The following is a 25,217-nucleotide window of genomic DNA, read 5'->3' as shown; positions in this document are numbered from 1 at the left end:
AGTGAACTAGATGAAGCTAACTTATCATGGACAGTCAACAGTAACGATTGAAACGAATGGTCACCATCTCGTCATCGATCCCTTCTTTAGTGGTAACGATAAAGCGACGACGAATCCCGATGACGTCAAGGCGGACTTCATTCTTTTGACGCATGCGCATGCCGATCATATGCTTGATGCAGAGCGGATCGCAAAAGCAACGGGGGCGACGATCATCGCTACGCATGAGTTGGCAACGTATTTAAGCTTCAAAGGATTGAATGTCCACCCGATGAACCTTGGCGGACAGTTTGAATTCTCGTTTGGTAAAGTAAAGATGACACAGGCATTCCATTCATCAAGCATCATCGATGAAGAGAAACAAACCATTACGTATATGGGGATGCCGGCTGGATTCTTGCTGACAATCGAAGGCAAAGAAATCTATCACGCAGGCGATACGGCACTGTTCGGGGATTTAGCCCTTTATGGCGCCCATCACGAAATCGATTTGGCCTTCTTACCAATTGGTGATAACTTCACGATGGGTCCGGATGATGCGTTGATCGCTGCAGATATGTTGCAAGCGAAAGCAGTCGTACCGATCCACTACGATACATTTGATTTAATCAAACAAGATGCGAATGCATTCTGTGAACAAATTGAAGCGCAAGGTCAAACTGGTCATTTACTCGCGATCGGCGAGTCACTCGAATTATAATCCGTTCTTAAGCAAAGGAGAGGAAACGTCAAGGTTCCTCTCCTTTTTGTCGATTATTCTTCTGGAATATCTGTAGTTCATCCGATTACGCTTCCTTCTTCCGCCCGATGGCGAAACGGTGAACTTCTTCTATGATAAGAAGGGGCTGTTGACAGCCGATTCAGATATTCGGAATAATGGTAGACATGAGATGGAGGGACTGACATGGAAGAGCATAACAGTAGGAGTGTGCGGAAACGAAAACAATCGTCGTTCACACGCTTAAAAAATAAACAAAAACAAAAGATGGATGCACGGTTGAACCGCATTGGAGAAAAAGGACCAGTGAAGCGACCGCTTTATTTATACGGTGGTGTCGTTCTCGGACTTGTCGTCATCTATTCGATTACATTGCTCGTCTCAACGGAATTGTTATCGCGCGGCGAAACATTCAAGACGACGAATCGCTATAAGTCTCTCGCCATCGAGGCGCCGCACGCAACGGTACAATTCGTTCGAAGCACAGACGGAAACGTCCAAATCAAACTCGTCGATAGTGCATCGAGTGGAAAACGACTGAAAATCAGTACATCGACGAATACGGTAACGGTGACAGGACGAGATGGTTGGCTGTCTCGACTCGGCAATCGTCCGAGCGAAAAAACAGCAGACTATACGATTCAAGTGGGACTACCGAGTTATATGAACCGTGTCGATGTCGATGCTGGAACACTTAAAGGAATGGGCATCTACGCAAAAACGATCGAGATGGACGGAGAAGCGATGAGTCTCGATAAAGTAAAAGGTGATGAGATTACACTGAATGCAACACGTGCGATTTCCATTAAAGAGATGGATGCCGTCCATGCGCAAGTGACAGGTGAAAGTGTTTCTCTTGCGGAATATGTGGCGAAGTTGAGTCTCGACGTCACAACGATTGACGGCGCGACGAAGCTAAAACCAAATAAATCAGCCGGTACGATTACGATTGACACAGGAGGCGATATTAAAGCCTCTGACCGATATACGAAACAAAAGAATAAGGATGAGACAATTTATGAACTGTCGAAACAAGAAAAACCGGAAGTGACAGTCAATAGTGAAGTCGGGCAGGTGACGCTCGAGTGAAATTAAAGTTTCGGATTGGACTACGAACGGTCAAGACCGGTATCGCGGTAGCTCTTGCGCTTAGTATCTCCTGGTATGTGTTCGATATTTATTCGGGAATGGGGGCTGTCGCAGCAATTGTTGCCATGCAACCGACGATTCATCGGTCGTTTAAAATCGTCTTCAACCGGATTTTCGGAACAGTACTTGGATTAATGTGTGGTCTTGCGATTGTTGCGACACTTGGGGCGAATCCGCTGACGATTGGACTCGCCGTAATTGTCTCGCTCGTCCTTAATTCGATGATTGGAAGAACGGATATGTCGACGTTCGCGGCCTTTGCCATCGTGTTGATGTTCGAGAGTCCGACCGCCGACTACGTCCACTATGCATTATCACGTTCGTTGTTGACTGTCGTCGGTGTGTTATCTGCTGTCCTCATCAATTACATCGTCTTCCCGCCACATTATGAGGATCGTTTACTCTTGCTTGTCAAAAAAACGACGCAACAGTTGATGGAAGATTGGCGGAGTCTTGTGCAAGATGATACGAGGCTGCTTGCCGTTCGGAAACAAATTCTCAAACATGAAGAAATGATGTTGATGCTTCAAGAAGATCAAAAATATCCATTGATGGCAAGCGGTCAAAGTGAAGCGTTCATCCGACTGAAGGAGCTTGTCGATCTTGAAGACAAGTTGCTCGTCTTGCTTGAAAGCATTGCCAGTCATCAGGATATCCCGATGACAGAAGAACAGGAAAAGACGCTCGGCCAGGAAATTGATTTCTTACTCAGCCATCATTACGATGTCATCTTCTCCCACGAACGAAAACAAGCGATGTTCTCATTCGATCAAGAATTAAGCGAGGCGAAGGATATCATCCATGGGCATTTGCTCGATTACCGGGAACAGTTAGAAAAAATGAAGTGAAGATGAAAAAGCGCTGTATCTCCTAAGTGATATTTAGGAAAAACAGCGCTTTTTTGTGTAGCGTCATTGACGTAAGGATTGGACGACATCTGGATCAGGTGTGACGTAAAGTGTCGTTTGATCCGTATAGATGACGAAGCCGGGTTTTGCACCACTCGGTTTTTTGACATATCGTAACTCCGTAAAATCGACCGGGACTTGGCTCGATTCACGTGCTTTCGAGTAGTAGGCGGCAACAATCGCTGCTTCTTTTAACGTTGTCTCATCCGGTGCATCACTTTGTATGATGACGTGCGATCCTGGGATATCCTTCGTGTGTAACCACGTATCGGACCGACGTCCAAACTTGAACGTCGCGTAATCATTTTGTTTATTGTTCTTTCCGACGAAGAATGGAAGGCCGGTCGAAGAACGATATTCTTCGAGTTGTGGGAGTTGTGGTTTCTTTTTCTTCTTTTGTCGTTCGCGCAGATAACCTTCTTCGACGAGTTCCTCGCGCATTTCCCGGATATCTTCCGGGGATGCGACATCGAGTTGGGCAAGCAAACCTTCGAAGTACGCAATCTCGGCTTGGTTCTTCTCAAGCTGGCGCGCTACTTCGACTTTGGCGGTTTTTAATTTGTTATACCGTTTGTAATAACGCTGTGCGTTCTCGTTTGGCGAGAAGCGGGGATCAAGCGAGATCGTGATTTCAGCACCGTCTGGATCATAGTAATCGACGACGGTTGCTTCCTTCATCCCGCGTTCGAGCTGATAGAGATAAGTCGTCAGCAGTTCTCCTTTATGCTTCCATTCATCCATTCGTAACGTCGCTTCTAAATCTTTTTCGAGTTTTGAGCGCTTTAAGATATTCTTATCGTACTCACTCTTGATGAACCGTTCGAGATCGGCCGCTTGTTGTTTGACACGATCGCGGTTTGCTTTTTGATGGAAGAATGCGTCGAGGACTTGACCACTCGTCGCGAACGTCTTTTCGTCAATGATTGAACCTTCCGTTAAGCGGACCGGTGCAAAGCGTTCCTTGCCGCCTTCCATCCGTTGCAATACATAAGGACCGTTTAGTTCTTTTAAGACGTCCTGGAAAGCGGTAGCAAGATTCGTCCGGTTCGCAAGACCTGCCCGCGTGACGACTTCCTTAGCAATTTGTGGAGACAGACCACTGAAGAGACCAAGTAACTGGCGATCCAGTTTCCCAGCGTTCCAGTCGATTCGGTGGAGTGCCTTTTCGATATCTCCTGTGAGTGGATCCACTTTATCCTGTGCTGGTGGAAGTTGATAGGTCATCCCTGGCATGATCGTCCGGAATGTATTTTGACTGAGTGGTAAGTGTTTGATCGCATCGAGGATCTTATCTTGTCCATCGGTCAAAATGATGTTCGAGTGTCGTCCCATCAACTCGACATAGATTTTTTTCGCTTCCTCATCGCCAAGTTCGTTGCGGGAACGGACACGTAAGACAATGATCCGGTCGCGTTCGAGTTGTTCGATCGATTCGATGAATCCGCCTTCGACATGCTTGCGAAGCATCATACAGAAGAGTGGGGGTTCACTCGGGTTGCTGACCGCTTCCGACGTAATGTGCATCCGTGCATACATGGCATTCGCAGAGGCGAGCAACAATACGTTTTTTCGCTCGGCCCGGACCTGGAATACTAAATCCAATGTATATGGTTGGTATACCTTATTGATCCGTCCTCCGACGAGCGGTTGGAGTTCTTTGACGACGCGTGTCGTCATCAATCCGTCAAAAGCCATACGATTACCTTCTTTCTTGATTTCGTTCTCACTTTCTAAAGGTAACAGAAATGGCATCGTTATGGTATGATAAAGCAGTCGAGCTAAAAAAGATGACTTGCGAACTTCCTATCTCTACTGCTAATATGAAACAATGTGAAGTTTGTGAGATGGAGGGGTTTTTGAAGTGATTTTCAAAGAGCGTGGCTTATTACTCGTATTATCTGGTCCAAGTGGTGTCGGAAAGGGAACGGTCTGTCGTGCCTTGCGCGAAGATCAGGATAACGATCTGCATTACTCGGTATCCTGTACGACGCGCCAACCGCGTGAAGGAGAAGTAGATGGTGTCCACTATTTCTTTAAATCGCGTGAAGAATTCGAAGAGATGATTGCGAACAATCAACTCTTGGAATATGCTGAATTCGTAGGGAACTACTATGGAACACCTGTCGAATGGGTGAACCAGATCCTAGATGAAGGAAAAGACGTCATTCTCGAAATCGAAGTTCAAGGGGCCATGCAGGTCAAAGAACATTTTCCGGAAGCTGTCTTCTTATTCCTTGCACCTCCAAGCCTCCAAGAATTACGGAACCGCCTCGTAGGGCGTGGAACGGAATCGGAGGAAGTCATTAAGCAACGTCTTCTCGTCGCTAAGGAAGAGATCGAGATGATGGATGCCTATGACTATGTCGTGACGAACGACGAAATTCATAAAGCCTGTGACCGGATCCAAGCGATCGTCACAGCGGAACATTGCAGTCGGGAACGTGTCGCGTCCCTATATAAAAAAGCCATGGAGGTTAAGTGATATGTTATATCCATCAGTTGATAAGCTTCAAAAGAAAGTACCGTCGAAATATACAATCGTTACAGTTGCCGCTAAGCGTGCGCGTCAAATCCAAGACGGGAAACGCGTGAAAGTCACGAACCCAAAATCGCATAAACCGGTCGGGAAAGCTTTAGAAGAGCTTTATTTCGAAGAAGTATCCGTCACGAACCAACCGCAAGACTAATTTTGAAGCAGCCACTTGTCATCGTGGCTGTTTTTTTCAATAAGGAGGACACCTACATGTTAACCAACCGAAACATTCTACTGTGTGTCGGCGGTGGAATCGCTTCCTACAAATCAGCAGCACTCGCTTCAAAGCTTGTTCAAGCAGGCGCACACGTTCAAGTCGCGATGACGCGTAATGCGCAACAATTCGTCGGTAAGACGACGTTTGAAGCACTGACGCGAAAAGCGGTCTATGATGACGTCTTCATCGAGCATGATCCGTCAAAGATCGCCCATATCGATTTAGCGGACGAAGCGGACCTGATCGTCGTCGCACCAGCGACCGCGAATTTAATTGCAAAACTCGCGCACGGGATCGCGGATGATTTCATCACGACGACGATCCTTGCAGCGACATGTCCCGTCATCGTCGCACCAGCGATGAATGTCAACATGCTCGAACATCCGGCGACAGTCCGCAACATCGAACAACTGAAGCAGGACGGTGTCCAGGTGATTGCACCGGGAGTCGGAAATCTCGCATGTGGTTGGGTCGGGAAAGGTCGTTTACCTGAACCGGAAGACTTAGTCGCAACACTCTCAACGTTCTTTGAAGAGAAGTATCTAGCCGGACGAAAAGTCTTGATCAGTGCGGGACCGACCGTGGAACGGATTGATCCGGTTCGTTACTTGACGAATGATTCTTCCGGAAAGACAGGAATTGCGCTAGCAGAAGCGGCAAGAGACGCAGGTGCCGATGTCACGCTCGTCCATGGACCACTTCGGATCGGATTACCGACCGGGATAGCGACGATTGCTGTTGAATCAGGAGAAGAGATGCTTGAAGCCATGTTACGTGATTATGAAACGCAAGACATCGTCATCATGTCAGCTGCCGTAGCTGACTATCGACCGTCTATCCAGTACGATCAGAAGCAGAAAAAAATCCACGGACCACTTCGAATTGAACTCGAAGAGACGACCGATATTCTGAAGACGCTTGGTGAGCAGAAACAACATCAGCTATTAGTCGGATTTGCGGCTGAGACGACGGATGTCGAGACGTTCGCTAAACAAAAACTCGTCCGAAAGAAAGCCGATTTCATTGTCGCGAACGATGTGTCACGATCTGATATCGGATTCGTCAGTGATGAAAATGAAGTCGTCGTTTTTGGAAAGAACGATTCCGTCACGCGATACGATCAACAATTGAAATCGACGCTCGCCAAATCGCTCATGCGCCAATTCGCGGAGGCATTGGCATGATAGCCGAAGTCATCGTTGACGTCGCAGCAGCAACGGTCGATCGTCCTTTTGATTATGCCGTGCCGGAACTCTGGCAGGAGCTGATTGTTCCCGGAATGCGCGTAGAGGTTCCGTTCGGTCCACGGGCGTTGCTTGGGATCGTCGTCGGAACGAAAGAAACCTCTGATTTGACGAACGTCAAATCGATCGTCCGTGTCTTAGATGAGACCCCGACCTATACACAGGAATTACTCGAGTTATCGGCGTATCTATCGGAAACGACTTTGTGTTTTCAAGCGACGGCATTGCTTGCGATGCTGCCGGCTGCCTTAAAGGTGAGTTATGATAAACTGGTCATAGTCGAGTCGGGCCCACTTCGGGCATATCATGGCAAGAAAATGAGTCAATTGCCAACGGAAGTCCAACAAATCGTCTTAACAGCGGCGAAACAAGCTGACGTGACGCTTCAACCGGTCATTCGCGAGAAAAAGACGTCAAAGACGGATAAACGTATTCGTCTCCTAGAGGAACAGGCAACTTTTACGAAACAAGCGAGCCAACAAGCGGCACTTTACTCGTATATTCAAGAATTTCCGGATGCGCTTTGGAGTGAAGTCAAGCAGGCAACGGGCGCAACGAGCGCGACGTTGAACGCTCTCGAGAAAAAGAGCATCATTCAAGTCGAGACGATCGATGTACGGCGAAATCCTTACGAACATCTCGTCCAAGACATCTTTGTGCCGTCCTCTTTGACGGAAAAGCAACAGGAAGCAGTCTTGGCGATTACGGCTGAAGCTGAGACCGGAACGTTTTTGTTACATGGCGTAACAGGAAGCGGTAAGACGGAAGTTTATCTTGAATCGATTCATGCACAACTCGAACGCGGTAGACAAGCGATCTTGCTCGTCCCTGAAATCAGTCTGACACCGATGATGGTCAAACGGTTCAAACGTCGTTTCGGAGAACGGGTCGCTGTCCTGCATAGCGGTCTATCGCTCGGAGAAAAGTATGATGAGTGGCGCAAAATCGCTCAAGGCGAGGTCGATGTCGTCGTCGGTGCACGGTCCGCCGTGTTTGCGCCGCTGACGAATATCGGAATCATCATTCTCGATGAAGAACATGAAACAACCTATAAACAAGAAGAGAATCCGCGCTATCATACGCGTGATGTCGCAAAATGGCGGGCAGCCTATCATCGTTGTCCCGTCGTGCTCGGAAGTGCAACACCGTTACTCGAGACGTATGCACGGGCACAAAAAGGGGTTTATCGTTACTTACCGCTTCGTGAACGATTCGGTGGGGAACTGCCTCCAGTCGACATCGTTGATATGCGTAAGGAACTCGAACGGGGCAATCGTACGCCGTTCAGCCTCGCGCTAGTCGAAGGCATCAAAGAACGCATCGAACGTGGGGAACAAACCGTCTTACTCCTGAACCGTCGCGGATATACGACCTTCGTCTTATGTCGGGATTGCGGGGAGACGCTACAATGTCCGCATTGTGCCGTGAATTTAACCTATCACCAACATGAAGATCGCTTGAAATGCCACTACTGTGGGTTTGAAGCCGCAATGCCGAAAACTTGTCCGTCCTGTGAATCGACGAAAATTCGTCAGTTCGGAACGGGTACGCAAAAGATTGAGGAAGAATTGGCACACTTGATTCCGGAGGCGCGAATCATCCGGATGGATCAGGATACGACGTCGCGTAAAGGTGCGCATGAGAAATTACTCGATGCCTTTGAACGCAAGGAAGGAAACATTCTGCTCGGAACACAGATGATCGCAAAAGGTCTCGACTTTCCGAACGTTACACTCGTCGGAGTGATTGCTGCCGATGCGACGCTTGGTATTCCGGATTTTCGAGCAAGTGAGCGCACGTTTCAGTTGATCACCCAAGTGTCGGGTCGTGCCGGACGGGGTCAACTCGCTGGTCAGTCAATTATCCAGACCTACAACCCGGAGCATTACGTCATTCAAACGGCCAAACAGCATGATTTCGAAACGTTTTATAAGCGAGAGATGCAATTGCGAAAGCTCGGTGGGCATCCACCATTTTGGTTCCTTGGTCTGATTACAGTTTCAGCAGCGCATCCGCTCGAAGCACAAGCAGAAGCGCAGCAAATCGCTTCCGAGCTTCGTGCCTTTGAATCTGAGGATTTAGTCGTCAATGGACCGTTTGATGCACCACTCGCTCGACTCAAAAATATGTACCGGCAACAGGTCTTAATTAAACATAAAGGACAGGAGGATGTCCGGACACATCTCCGTGATATCTTATCCCGTCGTCAAAAATCAAAAACACAAGTCGCGATTGACTTGAATCCATTTGTATTCATGTGAGGTGTCTGTATGTATAAAGTAGTAGAAGTACCAAATGATGTATTACGACAGGTGTGTGAACCTGTCACGAAGTTTGATAAAAAACTCGGTAAAATGATCGACCGGATGTTCGATACGATGTACGAATATGACGGGGTTGGTTTAGCCGCCCCGCAAATCAACCAGCCGATTCGTGTAGCCGTCGTTCATACCGATGATGAGACGGGACCAATCGAGCTGATCAACCCGGAAATCATCGAAGCGGACGGTTCGCAAATCGATGATGAAGGATGTCTCAGTATGCCGGGCATCTTCGGACCGGTTGAACGGTTCGACCGAATCGTCGTCAAGTCTCAAGATCGTCTCGGGCGGACGGTTAAAATCAAAGCAAACGGTTTTTTTGCACGTGCCATCCAACACGAGATGGATCATTTAGATGGTGTCCTGTTCACGGATAAACTCGTCGAGCAAGAAAAACCGCGCGTCGTTTTCATGGGTACGCCTGAGTTTGCAGCAGGAACGCTGCGTGAAGTCATCGATGCTGGGTATGACGTCGTCGGTGTCGTCTCACAACCAGATAAACCAGTCGGACGAAAACGGGAAGTCAAACCGACGCCTGTAAAACTCGTCGCGATGGAACACGACATTCCTGTGTTGCAACCGAAACGAATTCGAGAGGATTATCAAGATGTTCTCGATTTAAAACCAGATCTCATTATCACGGCAGCTTACGGTCAGATCGTCCCGACCGCTATTCTCGAAGCACCACGTTTTGGGGCGATCAACGTCCATGCGTCACTCTTACCGAAATATCGTGGCGGTGCACCGATTCATCAAGCGATCATCGATGGAGAAAAAGAGACAGGTGTGACGATCATGTATATGGTCGATCGGCTAGACGCAGGTGATATGTTGTCAAAAATCATCGTTCCAATCGAAGAGAACGATACAGCCGGTTCGATGTTTGAGAAGTTAGCGGACGCAGGAGCGCGCCTGTTACTTGAAACGTTACCACGTCTGTTAGCAGGTGAATTGACACCGGAAGCACAAGTCGAGGAAAAAGCGACATTTGCGCCGAACATTTCACGTGAGCGGGAACGACTTGATTTTACGCTACCGGGTGAGACACTCTACGATCAAATTCGTGGGATGAATCCATTCCCGAGTACGTATACGATGCTTGGGAACGATCGCTTAAAAGTCTTTTTCGCAACGAAAGTCTCAGGAACGGGACGACCGGGTGAAATCATCGCATTAGAAGCGGATGGTCCCGTCATCGCGACAGGTTCCGAAACAGCGTTGAAGCTGATCGACTTACAGCCGTCCGGCAAAAAACGGATGGATGGTGCCACGTTCATGCGCGGGATTGGTCAATCGCTTGAACTCGGACAACAAGTAGGTGAGAACGCATGAATGTACGCGACGCAGCAGTAACGACACTGATGAAAATCGGACAAGGTGGCGCCTTCTCAACAATTACGGTCCACCAAATGCTTGAAAAACGCGCCATCTCGGCGTCAGATGTCGGCTTGTTCACGGAACTCGTCTACGGGACGCTCAGTCGTGAATTGACGCTTGATTATATTTTAGAACCATATTTAGCGAAACAGAAAAAACTTGATCCATTCATGCGCCCATTGTTAAGAATGAGTGTCTATCAGTTGTTTTATCTCGATCGTGTACCGGATCATGCCGTCATTCATGAAGCCGTTGAAATTGCTAAAAAACGTGGGAAAGTCCATGTCTCGAAAGTCGTCAACGGAGTGCTACGGAATGTATTACGGGCGGGAATGCCTCATTTCGCTGAGATTGAGCCTGCTGCAAAACGAATCAGCATTGAAACGAGTCACCCGCAGTGGCTCGTCGAACGTTGGATCGAACTGTTTGGTCCGGAAGAAACGCTTCAGATCTGTCAATTAAATAACACACCGGCACCGGTCACGGTCCGCATCAATCGCACGAAAACGACGCGGGAGGAAGCAATCGAGCTTCTACTCGATCAAGGTGTGACGGCAAAACCATCTACGGTCGCGCCGGACGGTCTCGAAATCGAACGAGGAAGCGTCCAAAAAACTGATCTGATTGACCGTGGGTATCTTTCTCTTCAGGATGAGAGCTCAATGCTCGTCGCCCGTGCGCTTGGTGCAGAAGCATCCGATCATGTACTCGACAGCTGTGCCGCACCTGGTGGGAAAGCGATGCATATTGCTGAAGGTTTGACGACGGGTACACTACAGGCACTTGATCTTCATCCACATAAGATTAAATTGATTGAACAGCAAGCGACACGATTAGGTCTTACGACTGTTCGAGCAGAAGCGTTAGATGCCCGTAAAGCAGGGGAACGCTTCGAAAGCGAATCCTTTGACCGGATTCTTGTCGATGCACCTTGTTCAGGACTTGGTGTCATTCGGAGAAAACCGGATATCAAATGGACGAAACGTCCAGAACAACTCGAGCAACTCCCAAAAATTCAACGAGACATCTTGACATCTGTCTTACCACTCGTTAAAAAAGGTGGAATCTTCGTCTATTCGACTTGTACGATTGATCCGACCGAAAACGAGGAGCAGACAGCGTTCATTCTCGATCAGGGTTTTGACTTTGATGCATCTTTCGCGGAACGCATGCCAGAATCCGTGCGACATCTGATTGGGAATCGAGCAGAACTCAAGTTGTTACCGACGACAGTCGGAACGGATGGCTTCTACATTGCCGCGTTTAAGAAACGAGAAGATTGATACGAACGGAGGACTGTCATGGAGTTAGCTCACCTTTCGACCACTGGGAAAGTCAGGACTAAAAATGAGGATACGGTATTACTCATCGGGAACGCTGAACGTGGTCTTGCTGTCGTTGCGGATGGTATGGGAGGTCACGCTGCTGGCGATATCGCAAGTGCGATCGTTCGCGAGGTATTTGAAGCATCCTTTTCCCTCATGCCAAATCGCCCGATGGAATTGTCCGAATGGATAGAACAACGTGTAGCCGAAGCGAATGCCCGGATTCTTCAGTTTTCAAAAGAAGAACAACTTGCGATCGTCGGAACGACCATTGCCTGTGTGTGCTGGGTCGAGGATTTGCTCGTCATCGGTCATGTTGGAGACAGTAGGGTCTATGCTCTTGAAGGTACGGCGTTAAAACAATTGACGGATGATCATTCTTACGTCAACATGTTACGACAAATGGGAGAGCTTTCGGACGAGGAAGTCGAAAATCATCCACGTAAAAATGTCATCACACGATCGGTCGGCTCGAACGAAACGGTCGAAGTCGACATTCAAGTAAGAGATGCTCCAGACTATGACCTCGTCCTTGTGTGTAGCGACGGGTTGACCGATGAAGTGCCAGATGATGTCATTGAACAAATCATCTTACGGGATGATCCGCTTGATGAGATCGTCGGACAATTGGTGAAAGAAGCGAATGCTCGAGGAGGCGCGGATAATATTACGATTGCCGCCATCCGGTTCAAAGAAAGAAAGAGGGTCTGAATATGCGATACGGAGATCGATTAAATGACCGCTACCGCATAGAACGGCTAGTTGGAAGTGGCGGGATGGCGAATGTCTATCAAGCCTATGATGAGATTTTAAAGCGTCATGTTGCCATTAAGATTTTACGGACTGAATTTTCGCATGACGAACAGTTCATTCGTCGATTCGAACGTGAAGCGCATGCTGCTACCAGCTTGAATCATCCAAACATCGTTGCCGTCTATGATGTAGGCGAAGAAGATGCCATCTATTACATCGTCATGGAGTATATCGATGGTATGACATTAAAGACATTTTGTGAAAATCAAGCATTACCTGTGCCGCAGGCCGTCGATATCATCGCTCAAATTTGTGATGCGATCGATCATGCCCATGCACACCGAATCATCCATCGCGATATCAAACCGCAAAACATGTTGATTCGAGAGGATGGTACCGTCAAAGTAACGGATTTCGGAATCGCTGTGGCGATGTCGAATGCGACTCTGACGCATACGATGTCGGTCCTTGGGTCTGTCCATTACTTCTCGCCAGAACAAGCAAAAGGTAAATTTGCCGATGAGAAGTCGGATATCTATTCGCTTGGTGCTGTCTTATACGAACTTGTGACAGGACAAGTCCCGTTCGAGGGTGATTCACCGGTCGCTATCGCGCTGAAGCATCTGCAAGATACACCGCGTCGTCCATCCGTCTTGAATCCGAAAGTGCCACAAGCGCTTGAGAACTGTATCATGCAGGCGCTCGCAAAAGCACCGCATGACCGTCAGCAGTCCGTCGCAGCCTTTAAGGCAGATATGGTGACGGCGTTGTCTGACGAACGAGCAAGTGAAGGCATCCGAGGTGCAGAAGAGGATGAGATGGAAAAGACGATGGTCTTATCACCTGTACAAGTGCCAGAAGAATCAAAAGCGGAACCGGACACACCTGTCGTCACGACCGTTCAACCGAAACCGTCAGAAAAGAAAAAGAAAAAACGCTGGTGGGTCATCCTATTATTACTTGTATTACTCGGTGGAGCGGCTACGACGTTTGCGATGTGGCCGGATCCTACCGTTACGGTACCGTCCGTCGTCAAAACGGATGGAGATGAAGCGGAAACGAAGCTTGAGAAACTTGGATTCGTCGTTGAGACGACAGAACGAAACAGTGATACGGTCGATGAGGGAGACGTGATCAGTCAGACACCGCGTGAAAACGCGCAGGTGAAAAAGGGCTCGACAGTCAACTTGGTCGTCTCTACCGGAAGTGCTCCGGTCGAAGTACCGGATGTGACAGATGACGCTGAAAAAGAGGCGATTGAGACGCTAAAAGAGGCTGGATTCGCTAAAGTCGAGGTCGAACGTGAAAAGTCGGATGAAATCGAGCGAGGTAATGTGATCCGGCAATCGATCTCGGCTGGTACGGAGGTCATCGCGAAAGAACAAACGATTACGATCACCGTCTCGGAAGGAACATCTTCTTTCGAGTTGAAGGATTTGACGAACTTATCGAGTGACGAAGCAAAAGCCTACCTGGACGAAAAAGGGCTCGATGGAACGTTCGAGCAAGAATTTTCTAGCGACGTGAAACTCGATCAAGTTATCCGTCAATTCCCACAAGCAGGGACTCAAGTCGAACCGAACGACTCCGTGACGGTCTTCATCTCAAAAGGTGAGGAAGAAAAAACGTTGACAGCGACGTTCCCTGAAAAGGTCGTCTATGACGCGGTCAGCGAGAACGAGGACGAGGAACCACCGAAACAAGTCATCCGGATTGAGACGGAAGATGCGAAAGGGAAGCGGACCGTCATCGAGGAATCAATTGACCAAGATGAGACATTCGACGTGCCGGTGACGATTGATCCGGGAGAAGAAGGCAAGATTACGATTTATAAAGACGATACGGTGTATCGTTCAAAAACCATCACGTACAATCAAGCAAAAGACGCACAGTGAATGTGATGAAAAAGGAGTGCATAGGATGACGGAACAACGCATCGAAGAGAATCGAGAAGGAACGATCATACGCCTGCAGGGTGGCTTTTATGATGTCATGACACCAGAAGGAGAGGTCCGTTCACGGGCAAGAGGGAATTTCCGAAAACGCGGCATCAGTCCAGTCGTTGGAGACGAAGTCGTGCTTCATATCGAAAGTGAGACCGGGTATATTCTCGAAGTGAAGGAGCGGGACAACTTTTTAGTACGCCCGCCTGTCGCGAATATCGATCAAGCGTTGCTTGTCGTCTCGGCTGCAGAACCTGATTTTTCAGCGCACTTGCTCGATCGTTTCCTCGTCTTGATCGAAGCGAAGGAAATCCAACCCGTCATCCTGTTAACGAAGATGGACTTGCTTGATGATGTCAAAGGTCCTGCAGTTAGAGAGGCAATTGCCGCTTACCGGAAGATTGGTTATACGGTCATCGAGACATCAAGTGAGACATTGACAGGTGTTGAACAAGTCCGTCCGTTACTGGCCGGGAAAACGAGCGTTCTTGCCGGACAATCCGGTGTTGGGAAAAGTTCATTGCTCAATGCACTGGAGCCCTCTCTTGATTTAGAAACAAGTGCCATCTCGAAATCACTCGGACGCGGACGTCATACGACGCGCCACGTCACATTAATGCCGCTTGCCGAAGGATTGATTGCCGATACGCCAGGTTTCTCGAACCTCGATTTTCCGTATGATATGGAAATCGAGGATGTACGGTGGAGTTTCCCTGAATTCGTGGCTGTACAAGATGATTGCAAATACCGAGGTTGCTTGCATTTGAATGAACCCGGTTGTGCCGTCAAGGAAGCCGTCGAAGCCCAAGAAATCATGTCCTCTCGTTATGAGAACTATGGTATGTTTATAGACGAAATCAAGAATCGAGCCCGGAGGTATTGAAGATGATTAAAATTGCACCATCTATCTTATCAGCAGATTTTGCGAATCTCGAACGCGATGTTAAAGCAGTCGAAGCAGCAGGCGCGGACTATATCCATTTTGATGTCATGGACGGTCAGTTCGTACCGAATATCTCGTTTGGACTACCTGTGCTTAGCAGCTTACGTCAAAAGACGGATATGATTCTCGATGTCCATTTGATGATCGACCAGCCAGAACGTTTCGTCGAGGATTTCGTCAAAGCAGGGGCGGACATCGTGACGTTCCACGTCGAAGCGACGAATCATGTCCATCGTGTCTTGCAACAAATCAAAGCAGCGGGCGCAAAGGCAGGAGTCGTCTTGAATCCCCATACGCCATTATCAACGATTGAACACGTCCTTGAGGATGTCGATATGGTCTTATTGATGACGGTCAATCCGGGCTTCGGTGGACAAGCCTTCATCGAGCGTGTCATGCCAAAACTCGCATCACTTGCGCAAATGAAAGCAGATCGCGGTCTGACATTTGAAATCGAGATTGACGGTGGCGTCAATCCGGAAACGGCAAAGCTTTGCATCGATAACGGTGCGAACGTTCTCGTCGCAGGATCAGCAATCTACAATGCACCAGATTATGCGGAAGCGATTACTAGCATTCGTCAAGGGGCTGCCGTATAATAAGAACGAGAAAACGAAATATGATGACCGCAAGGGGTGTCGCTTGAAAAGCGGCTGAGAGGAGTCTTTTAGACTTTAACCCTTCGAACCTGTTCCGTTCAAACGGACGTAGGGATGTGGCGCACGCAGGCAGTACGGCGTTCGTCGTACTGCCTTTTTGCGTCCTCTCGTACAATGAAGGAGGAAAATAGCATGAAACGGTTACAAATGATGATGGAAATTGCCATCTTCGCCAGTCTCGGAGTCGTCTTTGATTTACTGATTCCATTCAAAATGCCACAAGGTGGCTCGATCAGCTTAGCGATGTTACCGATCTTCGTCATGGCATTTCGCCACGGGGTCGTCGGAGGGGTCGTCACGGGAGCGCTTGTCGGTACGATTCAATTGATGTTCGCTCCACAAGTCTTGACGATCGTTCAACCGATGCTTGACTATACGATTGCGTATGGTGTCGTCGGATTAAGTGGTCTGTTCGCGCGTCAAGTCAGACTAGCCGCACGCAATGGACAAAAGAAAAGCTTGATGGCGTTCGTTCTCCTGGCGACGTTATTAGGCGCAGGACTCCGTTATATCTGTCATGTCATCAGTGGAATCGTCTTTTTTGCCGAGTATGCCGAAGGTCCAGTCGTACCGTATTCATTGATTTATAACGCGACATACATGGTACCGTCTTACGTTCTTTGTGGTGTCGTTGCGGGTCTTTTATTTACGACTGCGCCACGCTTACTCCGTTATTCGGCACGAGGCGTCTGAGATGCGGGCGATTCTCGTCTGTGCCGGTCCGCGAGAAGAAGCGCCGGATTTACGGACGTTTTGTCAGCCAGGTGATTTTATCGTCGGTGTCGACGGTGGTGTTCAGACGATTGAATCGTTTGGGCTGACATGCGACCTGACGATTGGTGATTTTGATTCGCTTGGTTATGTACCAGAAGGGGCAATCGTTCATCCGGCCGAGAAAGATGAAACGGATCTCGAACTGGCACTTCGTACAGTCTCAGAGGAGAAACAGTTTGAGGATACCTTCATTATCGGGGCGACAGGTGGGCGGCTCGACATGACCGTCCAAAATGTATATCTATTGAAGCGATACCCAGAGGCACGACTCGTGACGAAACGAGAAGAGGTACGATACTTGGCTGAGGGAACGTATGCAGTCGAAGCAGGGAGCTATCATTATCTTTCGTTCATTCCACTCGTACCATCGACTTTAAGCTTATCCGGAGTCAAATATCCACTTGATGCACATCCAGTACCGGTCGGAGGTTCCTTGACCGTCAGTAATGAATGGTGTGCGTCAGAAGCGAAGGTAGAGCTCCATCAAGGAGAACTATTGATGATGCGGACGCTTAAGGAATAGCACAATCATAGGAAAGAGGCCGTGGATGACTCCGCGGCCTCTTTTTAGATGAAATTATTCTTCGAGTTGAGAAGGGGCGACACGGATGTCGCTTTGAGCGGATAGATGTTTTCCTTTGACGAAGAGATGATAACTTCCCCACATGACAAGGAAGAAAGGAACACCGATGTATAGAGCGATTCGTTGATCCGCTTGAAACGCAAGACTGACGAGGACGACGACGTTAAGTGTCAACGAAATCAGTGGTAACACCGGATAGAGTGGTGTCTTGAATTTCAGTTCGGATACATCGTGTCCGTTTCGGACGAACTGACGACGAAATGCAAGCTGCGAAGCAGAGATTGAAATCCAGCCGACTTGAGCCCCGAGTCCGGCTAAGGACAAGAGCCAAATGAAGACGGTATCTTCTGCGAAAAATGCGGTCAGAAGCGATAACATCGCGAACATCATCGTAAAGAGCAACGCCCGCATCGGCACACCACGTGCATTGACGTAAGATAATTTCTTTGAAATCATCCCTTCTTGCGCCATTGCCCATAACATCCGAGTCGCCGCATATAATCCGGAGTTTCCGACGGACAACAGTGCCGTCAAGACGACGATGTTCATCAAATCAGCAGCGTACGGAATACCGATCGCATCAAAGACCATGATGAACGGACTGCTGACTCCGCCAGCTGTTTCATACGGAATTAATGCACCAACGATCGTAATCGATAAGACGAAGAAGATGAACGTCCGCCAGACTGTATTGCGGATCGCTTTTGGAATCGATTTTTCGGGCGTGTCGGACTCCCCAGCCGCAACACCAATCAATTCCGTTCCTTGGAAGGCGAAGTTGACGGCAATCATCGTCGTCAAGACACCGAGAATCCCGTTCGGAAACCAACCGCTTGCCGTAAAGTTCGCAAATAACGATGTTGGGCGATCTGCTTCCATCGGTAACCAGCCGAACCAAGCAGCGCCACCTAGAATGATGAAGAACAGGATCGCGAGGACCTTCAAACTCGAGAACCAGAATTCAGCTTCACCGAATGCTTTGGCGGAGACGGCGTTCAGACCGAACAGTAAGACCGTAAAGACGGTACACCAGACGACAACGGGTACGTTCGGAAACCAGCGGTCCATCAAACTGCCGGCAGCTGTAATTTCGAGTGCCACCGTCACGGCCCAGCCGAGCCAATAAATCCAACCGACGGCAAAGCCGATTCCTGGTCCGATGAAGCGGGTCGTATAGGTCTGAAATGACCCCGAGACCGGCAGATAGACCGCTAATTCTCCTAGACATAACATCGTCAGATACATGATGGTCCCACCCACGATGTAACTGAGGACCGCCCCGAGAGGTCCTGCTTGTGAAATCGTTAACCCTGACCCTAAAAATAAGCCTGTTCCGATGATTCCGCCGAGTGAAATCATGAACAGGTGTCGACTCGTCATCTCTCGTTTGAGTTGCATGATGACTTCCCCCAATTCTGACAAAATAAAGTACGTTCCTATTGTAAGCGTTTTCAATAAAAGCGACAATTAGTTTATGAGAAAAATAAATGAGGGCATAAAAAAACCGGAAGGGAAGATTCCCATCCGGTGGTTGCGCCTTATACGCGTTCGACTTTACCTGATTTAAGAGCTCGAGCTGAAACCCAAACCTTTTTCGGCTTACCGTCGACGAGGATACGTACTTTTTGTACGTTGACTCCCCAAGTACGTTTTGTTTTGTTCAATGCGTGTGAACGGTTGTTACCCGACTTTGGCGATTTCCCAGTAACGTAGCATTTACGTGCCATGCGTTCCGCCTCCTTTTATGTTGTTTTGCGTTCGTCCTAATAGACACTTTGCTATCTTAGCATGGTGTCAGGGCGGTTGCAACATAAAAAAAGTAGCTGACAAGAAAAAAACTTGACAGACAACCTCGAAATTTAAAATAATGGATGAGGATGATGGTAAAAGTTCATTTGACCGCTACTATTTTTCACTTATTCATTGTATAGTCAGTACGGCGACTTTTCAATAGTAGGTCCTTATAGTAGAATTATGAGAAGAATACAATATTCAAAGGGGGCTACTCAGGTGGCGATCGAGATGAAAACGACCTATGGAAAGATTGATGTAGATAATGATGTCGTCGCGCAACTTGCGGGCGGCGCAGCAATGGAATGTTTTGGTGTCGTTGGTATGGCATCCCAGTCTCAAATCAAGGATGGTCTTGCTGAACTCTTAAAACGTGAGAACTTTGCACGCGGTGTCATCGTTCGACAGGCTTCAGAGCAGGTCCATATCGATATGCATATCATCGTAAGCTATGGAACGAAAATCTCAGAGGTGGCGAACAACGTACAGAGTCGCGTGAAATACACGCTCAGTCAGGCACTAGGTCTTGACGTGACATCTGTGAACATCTTTGTCCAAGGAGTCCGCTTGACGAATGTCTAAGGCGGGAATAGAGGAGGAAACTTTAGTGAGTGTAGATCGTTTAACAGGAGCGCAGTTAGTCAAGATGATTCAAAATGGCGCGGCGAATCTCTATCAAAACGCAGATTTCGTCGATTCATTGAACGTCTTCCCTGTGCCAGATGGTGATACGGGAACGAACATGAATTTGACGATGACTTCAGGTGCGAAAGAAGCAGGTAAATCCACTTCGGATTCTGTATCGGAAGTCGCAAACGTCTTCGCACGTGGATTATTGATGGGGGCGCGCGGAAACTCTGGCGTCATCTTAAGTCAATTGTTCCGTGGATTCTCGAAATCAATCGAAGGAAAAGCAACGATTGATACGAAAGAGTTCGCTGATGCGTTACAAAAAGGTGTCGATACAGCATACAAAGCAGTCATGAAACCGGTCGAAGGAACGATCTTGACAGTTGCCCGTGAGACAGCTGTCGCTGCTATCGCACAATCTGAAACGACGACGGATTTCTTAGAGTTGATGCGTCAACTCGTCGAAGCATCGAAAGTATCGCTTGACGGAACTCCTGACCTTCTTCCTGTATTAAAAGAAGTTGGTGTCGTTGATTCAGGTGGTCAAGGTCTCGTCTGTATCTATGAAGGATTCCTCGCGACACTCGAAGGAAAAGAACTTGATAAGCCACATGCGCCAGTCATGGAAGCACTCGTCGAAGCAGAGCATCATAAATCGGCTCAAAGCTTCATGTCGACAGAAGAGATCCATTACGGCTACTGTACGGAAATCATGGTTCGCTTCCAAGATGACAAGTTAGCAAATGCGCCGTTCAGTGAAGAAGCATTCCGGAACGAATTAGCGGAATTCGGTGATTCGTTGCTCGTCGTCGCGGACGAAGAGCTCCTTAAAGTTCACGTCCACGTCGAAACGCCAGGAGAAGTCATCACAAAAGGACAACGTTTCGGTGAGCTCGTTGCTGTTAAGATTGAAAATATGCGTCAACAACACTCGACGATCCTCGAAGAAGAGGGCGCGAACCAAGTCACTCCAGTCGCTGCACCGAAGACAAAAGCGAAAGCAGCCCTCGTGACAGTCGCAATGGGTGAAGGTATCAGTGAACTCTTTAAATCACTCGGTGTCAGTGTCGTCATCGAAGGCGGACAAACGATGAACCCGTCAACGGAAGACATCGTCAAGGCGATCGAGGATGCACACGCTGAACATGTCTATGTTTATCCGAACAACTCGAACATCATCATGGCCGCTGAACAAGCAGCTTCTGTTGCGAATTGTGGCGTAACTGTCGTGAAATCAAAGACAGTCCCACAAGGTTTGGCGGCGACGATCGTCTATAATCCGGAAGCGACTGTTGAAGAGAACGAAGCACACATGGAGGATGCGATCGCAGCTGTGAAGTCGGGTCAAGTCACATATGCCGTTCGTGATACGAATATTGATGGTGTTGAAATCAAGAAAGACGATCACATGGCGATTGCTGAAAAACAAATCGTCGCTACGGACACTTCGAGTCTTGGTGCTGTCAAGAAACTGGTCGATACACTCGTCACAGAGGACGACGAAATCATCACAGTTCTTTACGGTGAAGGCGTTTCGACAGAAGAAGTCGACGACCTCGTCGCGTACATCGAATCGGTTAATCCGGATGCTGAAGTGGAAGTCCACGACGGCAAACAACCACTTTATTCGTACATTTTAAGCGTCGAATAAAACCATCATACTGAAAAAGGGCGACTAGCCTTTTCACGAATCCCACCATCTGCGATAATAGAGGTGGGATTTCGTTTGTTTCATAGAGAGGGGAAAAGAAATGAAATATCGTAGCGTCTTTGACATCATCGGACCAGTCATGGTTGGTCCATCGAGCTCGCATACAGCAGGGGCTGCACGGATTGGATTGATGGCGGGTAAATTATTCGGGGAAACGCCTACTGTCATCCACATCACGTTTTACGGTTCATTCGCTGATACGTATCGTGGACATGGAACGGATGTCGCCATCATCGGCGGTGTTCTCGGATACGATACGTTTGACGACCGGATTCCGCAATCGATCGATATCGCGAAGTCGAAAGGGATTGAGATTCATTTCGAGACGAGTGAAGCGTTGACGGATCATCCGAATACGGCTCGTGTCCATTTGACGAATGGAGTAGAAGAGTTTGAATTGGTCGGTATTTCAATTGGTGGGGGAACGATTGAAATCACGGAATTAAATGGCGTACCGCTTCGTTTGTCCGGTGGGGGACCGGCACTCGTCGTCTTGCACCATGACCGCTTTGGTGCAATTGCAGCCGTGACGAGCATTTTGGCTGATTACGAAATCAACATCGGGCATATGGAAGTATCACGGCACGAAAAAGGAAAACAAGCACTTATGGCAATTGAGATTGATGACCGGATAACGGCAGAAGTGTTGGAAGAAATCGATCGGTTACCTCAAGTCGAGCGTGCCGTCATGATGGGAGAGTGAAGAAATGTTTAAATCCGTTAAAGAACTCGTCGCCATCGCGACGGAACGAAATATTCCAATTTCGGAAGTCATGATCGAACAAGAGATGACGGTTCGTCATTTGGAGCGAGATGAAGTCTATGCGATGATGGAACGAAACCTACAAGTGATGGAAGATGCGGTCGCTCGTTCACTTGATGGCGACGGTGTCCAATCGGTGACAGGTTTAACTGGTGGAGATGCTGTCTTACTCCAGCGGTACCGTGCTTCAGGCAAAGGATTATCAGGAGATCTGCTACTCGATGCTGTCAGTAAGGCGATCGGAACGAATGAAGTCAATGCTGCAATGGGAAAAATTTGTGCGACACCAACGGCAGGGAGTGCCGGCGTCGTGCCAGGTACGTTATTTGCGGTCAAAGATCGCTTAAACCCAACGCGTGAGCAAATGCTACGCTTCTTATTCACATCCGGTGCGTTCGGCTTCGTCGTCGCGAACAATGCGTCGATCTCCGGAGCGGCTGGTGGCTGTCAGGCAGAAGTTGGTTCAGCAACAGCGATGGCAGCTGCTGCCATCGTTGAGATGGCGGGCGGAACACCGGATCAGTCAGCACATGCCTTTGCGATCGCACTGAAGAACATGCTCGGACTCGTCTGTGATCCTGTCGCAGGACTTGTCGAAGTGCCATGCGTGAAACGCAATGCGATGGGCGGGGCGAATGCTGTTGTCGCTGCCGACATGGCACTCGCAGGAATCACGTCACGGATTCCGTGTGATGAAGTCATCTCAGCCATGCATGAGATTGGTCAGATGATGCCGTCTGCGCTTCGCGAGACAGCAAAAGGTGGACTCGCGAATACGCCGACGGGTCGCTGGCTCGAAGCGAAAATCTTCGGAGAGTTATCGAATGAATCCATCACGTGACGTCAAGACATTAAAAGGTGTCGGACGGGATTTGGCGAAAAAACTAGAAGAGATGAATATTCTCACCGTTGCGGACGTGCTCGAGCACGTCCCGTTTCGTTATGACGACTTCGTGACGGGAAGTCTAACGGAAGCAATCCATGAGGATAAAGTCAAGTTCACGGGTCAAGTCCAGTCTGAACCACTTGTGCGCTATTATGGCAAAGGAAAGAATCGTTTAACGTTCCGTCTGCTCGTTGAAGAACGGTATAGTGTGACCGTAACGATGTTCAACCGGGCATTCTACAAAGACCAATTGCAACTCGGAGCAGAAGTGACGGTCAGTGGCAAGTGGGATTTACACCGGATGACGATCTCTGCGACGGAATTGCAATTCGGGGCAATCGAAGGCGAATTGACACCCGTTTACTCGCTCCGGGGTGACATGCGGATGAAGACATTCCGACGCGTCGTCGACTTGGCGTTCAAGGAGACTGAGGCATTAGCTGAACGAATCCCGGATAGCATCCGGAAGACGTATCGGTTGCAAGACCGGATGACGATGTTGAAGTCGCTTCATTTCCCAACGAATCGACAAGAGTTGACGGCTGCTCGTCGCAGTTATGTCTACGAGGAGTGCCTCTATTTCCAGCTGAAATTACAGGCGTTACGTCTTGGACGACGGAAAGGTCGAGGGATGGCCTTGCCTTTACATGAAACGGATATCGCGAATTTCATCAAGAGCCTGCCGTTTCCGCTGACAGGTGCCCAGCAACGTGTGACAAAAGAGATCCTAGACGACATCGGTCGCGGCGAACGAATGAATCGGTTGCTGCAAGGGGATGTCGGAAGCGGGAAGACCGTTATCGCTGCCATCGCCTTGTTCGCGACGGTTCGTGCGGGAAGACAAGGCGCTTTGATGGTGCCGACCGAAATTTTAGCGGAACAGCATGCAGCGTCGCTCGCCCCATTGCTTGAACCACTTGGAATCCGAGTCGGTCTACTGACGAGTTCCGTTAAAGGGAAAGCGCGTGCGCACTTGCTAGAAGCCCTCGTGACAGGAGAGATCGACGTCTTGGTCGGAACACATGCGCTGATTCAAGACACCGTTCAGTTCAAGGCATTACACCTCGTCATCACCGATGAACAACATCGCTTCGGTGTCGAACAACGGAAACGATTGCGCGCGAAAGCCGAACAGGCAGATGTATTATATATGACAGCGACACCGATTCCGCGTACGCTTGCGATATCGGTCTTTGGAGATATGGATGTTTCGATCATCGATGAGATGCCGGCGGGACGAAAGGAAATCGAGACCTACTGGGCGAAACCGCAACAGATGGAACGCGTTTTCGGGTTCGTCGAGAAAGAATTGTCGCAAGGTCGACAAGCCTACGTCATCACGCCATTGATCGAGGAATCCGAATCACTCGAAGTTCAAAATGCGATCGAATTACATGCGACATTGACCGAGCGGTTCAAGCCCTATCATGTCGGTTTGATGCATGGGCGCTTGACTTCTTCAGAAAAAGACGAGGTCATGCAGGCGTTCAAGGACAACACCGTTCAAATTCTTGTTTCGACGACGGTCGTCGAGGTCGGCGTGAACGTTCCGAATGCATCGATTATCGTCATTCATGATGCAGAACGCTTTGGGCTAGCTCAATTACATCAATTAAGAGGACGCGTCGGACGAGGCGATGCTCAGTCATACTGTATTTTGATCGCTGATCCATCTTCTGACACAGGGAAGGAACGTATTAAAACGATGACGGAAACGAATGATGGCTTTAAGCTAGCGGAAAAGGATTTAAAACTGCGTGGAGCCGGAAATTTCTTTGGTACCGAACAAAGTGGATTACCGAGATTCGTCTTAACCGATCCAGCACTTGATATTCAAGTCATGGAAACGGCCCGACAAGATGCAGTCCGATTACTGCGATCGGATGCTTTTTGGCAAGCGCCGGAATACGATGTCTTACGTGAATATATCGAACGGCAAGGGCTTCTTGAAGGAGAAAGAATCGAATAATACTTGAAAGTGAACAACAA

23 protein-coding genes and 1 riboswitch are annotated in these 25,217 nt (G+C 48.7%); of the genes, 20 read left to right on the top strand and 3 right to left on the bottom strand.

Annotated features, from left to right (window positions below; translation table 11 throughout):
• Positions 1–10: 10 nt before the first annotated feature.
• From Q7C19_RS06940 to Q7C19_RS06930, 3 genes are all read left to right on the top strand, one after another.
• The gene (locus tag Q7C19_RS06940; RefSeq protein ID WP_035406865.1) at positions 11–700 is read left to right on the top strand and encodes a metal-dependent hydrolase; all 690 of its coding nucleotides are present in this window, start codon (positions 11–13) and stop codon (positions 698–700) included.
• 204 nt (positions 701–904) lie between these two features.
• Complete coding sequence (locus Q7C19_RS06935) at positions 905–1,807, top strand: DUF4097 family beta strand repeat-containing protein (RefSeq protein WP_035406868.1); 903 nt, start codon at positions 905–907, stop codon at positions 1,805–1,807.
• On the top strand, positions 1,804–2,715 hold the full coding sequence (locus Q7C19_RS06930) for an FUSC family protein (protein WP_375091902.1): 912 nt from the start codon (positions 1,804–1,806) through the stop codon (positions 2,713–2,715). Before Q7C19_RS06935 ends, Q7C19_RS06930 begins: the two co-directional genes overlap by 4 nt.
• Positions 2,716–2,778: 63 nt before the next feature.
• On the opposite strand, the gene Q7C19_RS06925 is transcribed toward Q7C19_RS06930, so the two are convergent.
• Complete coding sequence (locus tag Q7C19_RS06925) at positions 2,779–4,470, bottom strand: Rqc2 family fibronectin-binding protein (RefSeq protein WP_035406875.1); 1,692 nt, start codon at positions 4,468–4,470, stop codon at positions 2,779–2,781.
• 169 nt (positions 4,471–4,639) lie between these two features.
• Between Q7C19_RS06925 and gmk the strand changes: the two genes are divergently transcribed.
• The 12 genes from gmk (at position 4,640) to Q7C19_RS06865 (ending at position 17,387) form a co-directional block, all read left to right on the top strand.
• Positions 4,640–5,257 (top strand): guanylate kinase, encoded by a 618-nt coding sequence (gmk, locus tag Q7C19_RS06920; RefSeq protein WP_174316772.1) that lies wholly within the window; start codon positions 4,640–4,642, stop codon positions 5,255–5,257.
• A gap of 1 nt (position 5,258) precedes the next feature.
• Positions 5,259–5,462, top strand: a complete 204-nt coding sequence (rpoZ, locus tag Q7C19_RS06915; RefSeq protein WP_029342114.1) for a DNA-directed RNA polymerase subunit omega — start codon at positions 5,259–5,261, stop codon at positions 5,460–5,462.
• Between the two features lie 56 nt (positions 5,463–5,518).
• Positions 5,519–6,709, top strand: a complete 1,191-nt coding sequence (gene coaBC, locus Q7C19_RS06910) for a bifunctional phosphopantothenoylcysteine decarboxylase/phosphopantothenate--cysteine ligase CoaBC (RefSeq protein WP_035406877.1) — start codon at positions 5,519–5,521, stop codon at positions 6,707–6,709.
• Complete coding sequence (gene priA / locus Q7C19_RS06905; protein ID WP_375091901.1) at positions 6,706–9,030, top strand: primosomal protein N'; 2,325 nt, start codon at positions 6,706–6,708, stop codon at positions 9,028–9,030. Before coaBC ends, priA begins: the two co-directional genes overlap by 4 nt.
• A gap of 9 nt (positions 9,031–9,039) precedes the next feature.
• Positions 9,040–10,422, top strand: a complete 1,383-nt coding sequence (fmt, locus tag Q7C19_RS06900; RefSeq protein WP_375091900.1) for a methionyl-tRNA formyltransferase — start codon at positions 9,040–9,042, stop codon at positions 10,420–10,422.
• Positions 10,419–11,750 carry a 16S rRNA (cytosine(967)-C(5))-methyltransferase RsmB gene (gene rsmB / locus Q7C19_RS06895; RefSeq protein WP_035406883.1) on the top strand — a complete coding sequence of 444 codons (1,332 nt, stop codon included), beginning with the start codon at positions 10,419–10,421 and terminating at the stop codon, positions 11,748–11,750. The genes fmt and rsmB overlap by 4 nt, the downstream gene beginning before the upstream one ends.
• Before the next feature lie 18 nt (positions 11,751–11,768).
• Entirely contained in the window at positions 11,769–12,503 is a 735-nt protein-coding gene (locus Q7C19_RS06890; protein ID WP_290751472.1) for a Stp1/IreP family PP2C-type Ser/Thr phosphatase, read from the top strand.
• A gap of 2 nt (positions 12,504–12,505) precedes the next feature.
• The gene (gene pknB / locus Q7C19_RS06885; protein ID WP_214854573.1) at positions 12,506–14,440 is read left to right on the top strand and encodes a Stk1 family PASTA domain-containing Ser/Thr kinase; all 1,935 of its coding nucleotides are present in this window, start codon (positions 12,506–12,508) and stop codon (positions 14,438–14,440) included.
• A gap of 25 nt (positions 14,441–14,465) precedes the next feature.
• Positions 14,466–15,371: a ribosome small subunit-dependent GTPase A gene (gene rsgA, locus Q7C19_RS06880; RefSeq protein ID WP_290751467.1), complete on the top strand. Its 906-nt coding sequence runs from the start codon at positions 14,466–14,468 to the stop codon at positions 15,369–15,371.
• Between the two features lie 2 nt (positions 15,372–15,373).
• The gene (gene rpe / locus Q7C19_RS06875; RefSeq protein ID WP_290751464.1) at positions 15,374–16,030 is read left to right on the top strand and encodes a ribulose-phosphate 3-epimerase; all 657 of its coding nucleotides are present in this window, start codon (positions 15,374–15,376) and stop codon (positions 16,028–16,030) included.
• A 22-nt stretch (positions 16,031–16,052) separates the two neighbouring features.
• A riboswitch (TPP riboswitch) is annotated at positions 16,053–16,162 on the top strand.
• A 60-nt stretch (positions 16,163–16,222) separates the two neighbouring features.
• Positions 16,223–16,783, top strand: a complete 561-nt coding sequence (gene thiT / locus Q7C19_RS06870) for an energy-coupled thiamine transporter ThiT (protein WP_023468761.1) — start codon at positions 16,223–16,225, stop codon at positions 16,781–16,783.
• A 1-nt stretch (position 16,784) separates the two neighbouring features.
• Positions 16,785–17,387 carry a thiamine diphosphokinase gene (locus Q7C19_RS06865; RefSeq protein ID WP_290775259.1) on the top strand — a complete coding sequence of 201 codons (603 nt, stop codon included), beginning with the start codon at positions 16,785–16,787 and terminating at the stop codon, positions 17,385–17,387.
• A 54-nt stretch (positions 17,388–17,441) separates the two neighbouring features.
• On the opposite strand, the gene Q7C19_RS06860 is transcribed toward Q7C19_RS06865, so the two are convergent.
• Together Q7C19_RS06860 and rpmB are read right to left on the bottom strand one after the other, a co-directional pair.
• Entirely contained in the window at positions 17,442–18,845 is a 1,404-nt protein-coding gene (locus Q7C19_RS06860) for an amino acid permease (RefSeq protein ID WP_223040565.1), read from the bottom strand.
• 140 nt (positions 18,846–18,985) lie between these two features.
• On the bottom strand, positions 18,986–19,174 hold the full coding sequence (rpmB, locus tag Q7C19_RS06855; RefSeq protein WP_023468758.1) for a 50S ribosomal protein L28: 189 nt from the start codon (positions 19,172–19,174) through the stop codon (positions 18,986–18,988).
• A 283-nt stretch (positions 19,175–19,457) separates the two neighbouring features.
• On the opposite strand from rpmB, the gene Q7C19_RS06850 reads away from it, so the two are divergent.
• From Q7C19_RS06850 to recG, 5 genes are all read left to right on the top strand, one after another.
• Positions 19,458–19,820, top strand: a complete 363-nt coding sequence (locus Q7C19_RS06850) for an Asp23/Gls24 family envelope stress response protein (RefSeq protein ID WP_023468757.1) — start codon at positions 19,458–19,460, stop codon at positions 19,818–19,820.
• A gap of 25 nt (positions 19,821–19,845) precedes the next feature.
• Positions 19,846–21,519: a DAK2 domain-containing protein gene (locus Q7C19_RS06845; protein WP_375091899.1), complete on the top strand. Its 1,674-nt coding sequence runs from the start codon at positions 19,846–19,848 to the stop codon at positions 21,517–21,519.
• A 100-nt stretch (positions 21,520–21,619) separates the two neighbouring features.
• The gene (sdaAB, locus tag Q7C19_RS06840; protein WP_023468755.1) at positions 21,620–22,282 is read left to right on the top strand and encodes an L-serine ammonia-lyase, iron-sulfur-dependent subunit beta; all 663 of its coding nucleotides are present in this window, start codon (positions 21,620–21,622) and stop codon (positions 22,280–22,282) included.
• A gap of 4 nt (positions 22,283–22,286) precedes the next feature.
• Positions 22,287–23,183, top strand: a complete 897-nt coding sequence (gene sdaAA, locus Q7C19_RS06835; RefSeq protein WP_035406913.1) for an L-serine ammonia-lyase, iron-sulfur-dependent, subunit alpha — start codon at positions 22,287–22,289, stop codon at positions 23,181–23,183.
• Positions 23,167–25,197 (top strand): ATP-dependent DNA helicase RecG, encoded by a 2,031-nt coding sequence (gene recG / locus Q7C19_RS06830; protein WP_290775257.1) that lies wholly within the window; start codon positions 23,167–23,169, stop codon positions 25,195–25,197. Before sdaAA ends, recG begins: the two co-directional genes overlap by 17 nt.
• The last annotated feature ends 20 nt before the right edge of the window (positions 25,198–25,217 follow it).

The sequence above is a fragment of the Exiguobacterium sp. PHA03 genome (genome assembly GCF_041945985.1).
Lineage (GTDB): Bacteria > Bacillota > Bacilli > Exiguobacteriales > Exiguobacteriaceae > Exiguobacterium_A.
The sequence above is the reverse complement of the archived record's forward strand: the minus strand, read 5'-3'. Positions and strand labels throughout refer to the sequence as shown.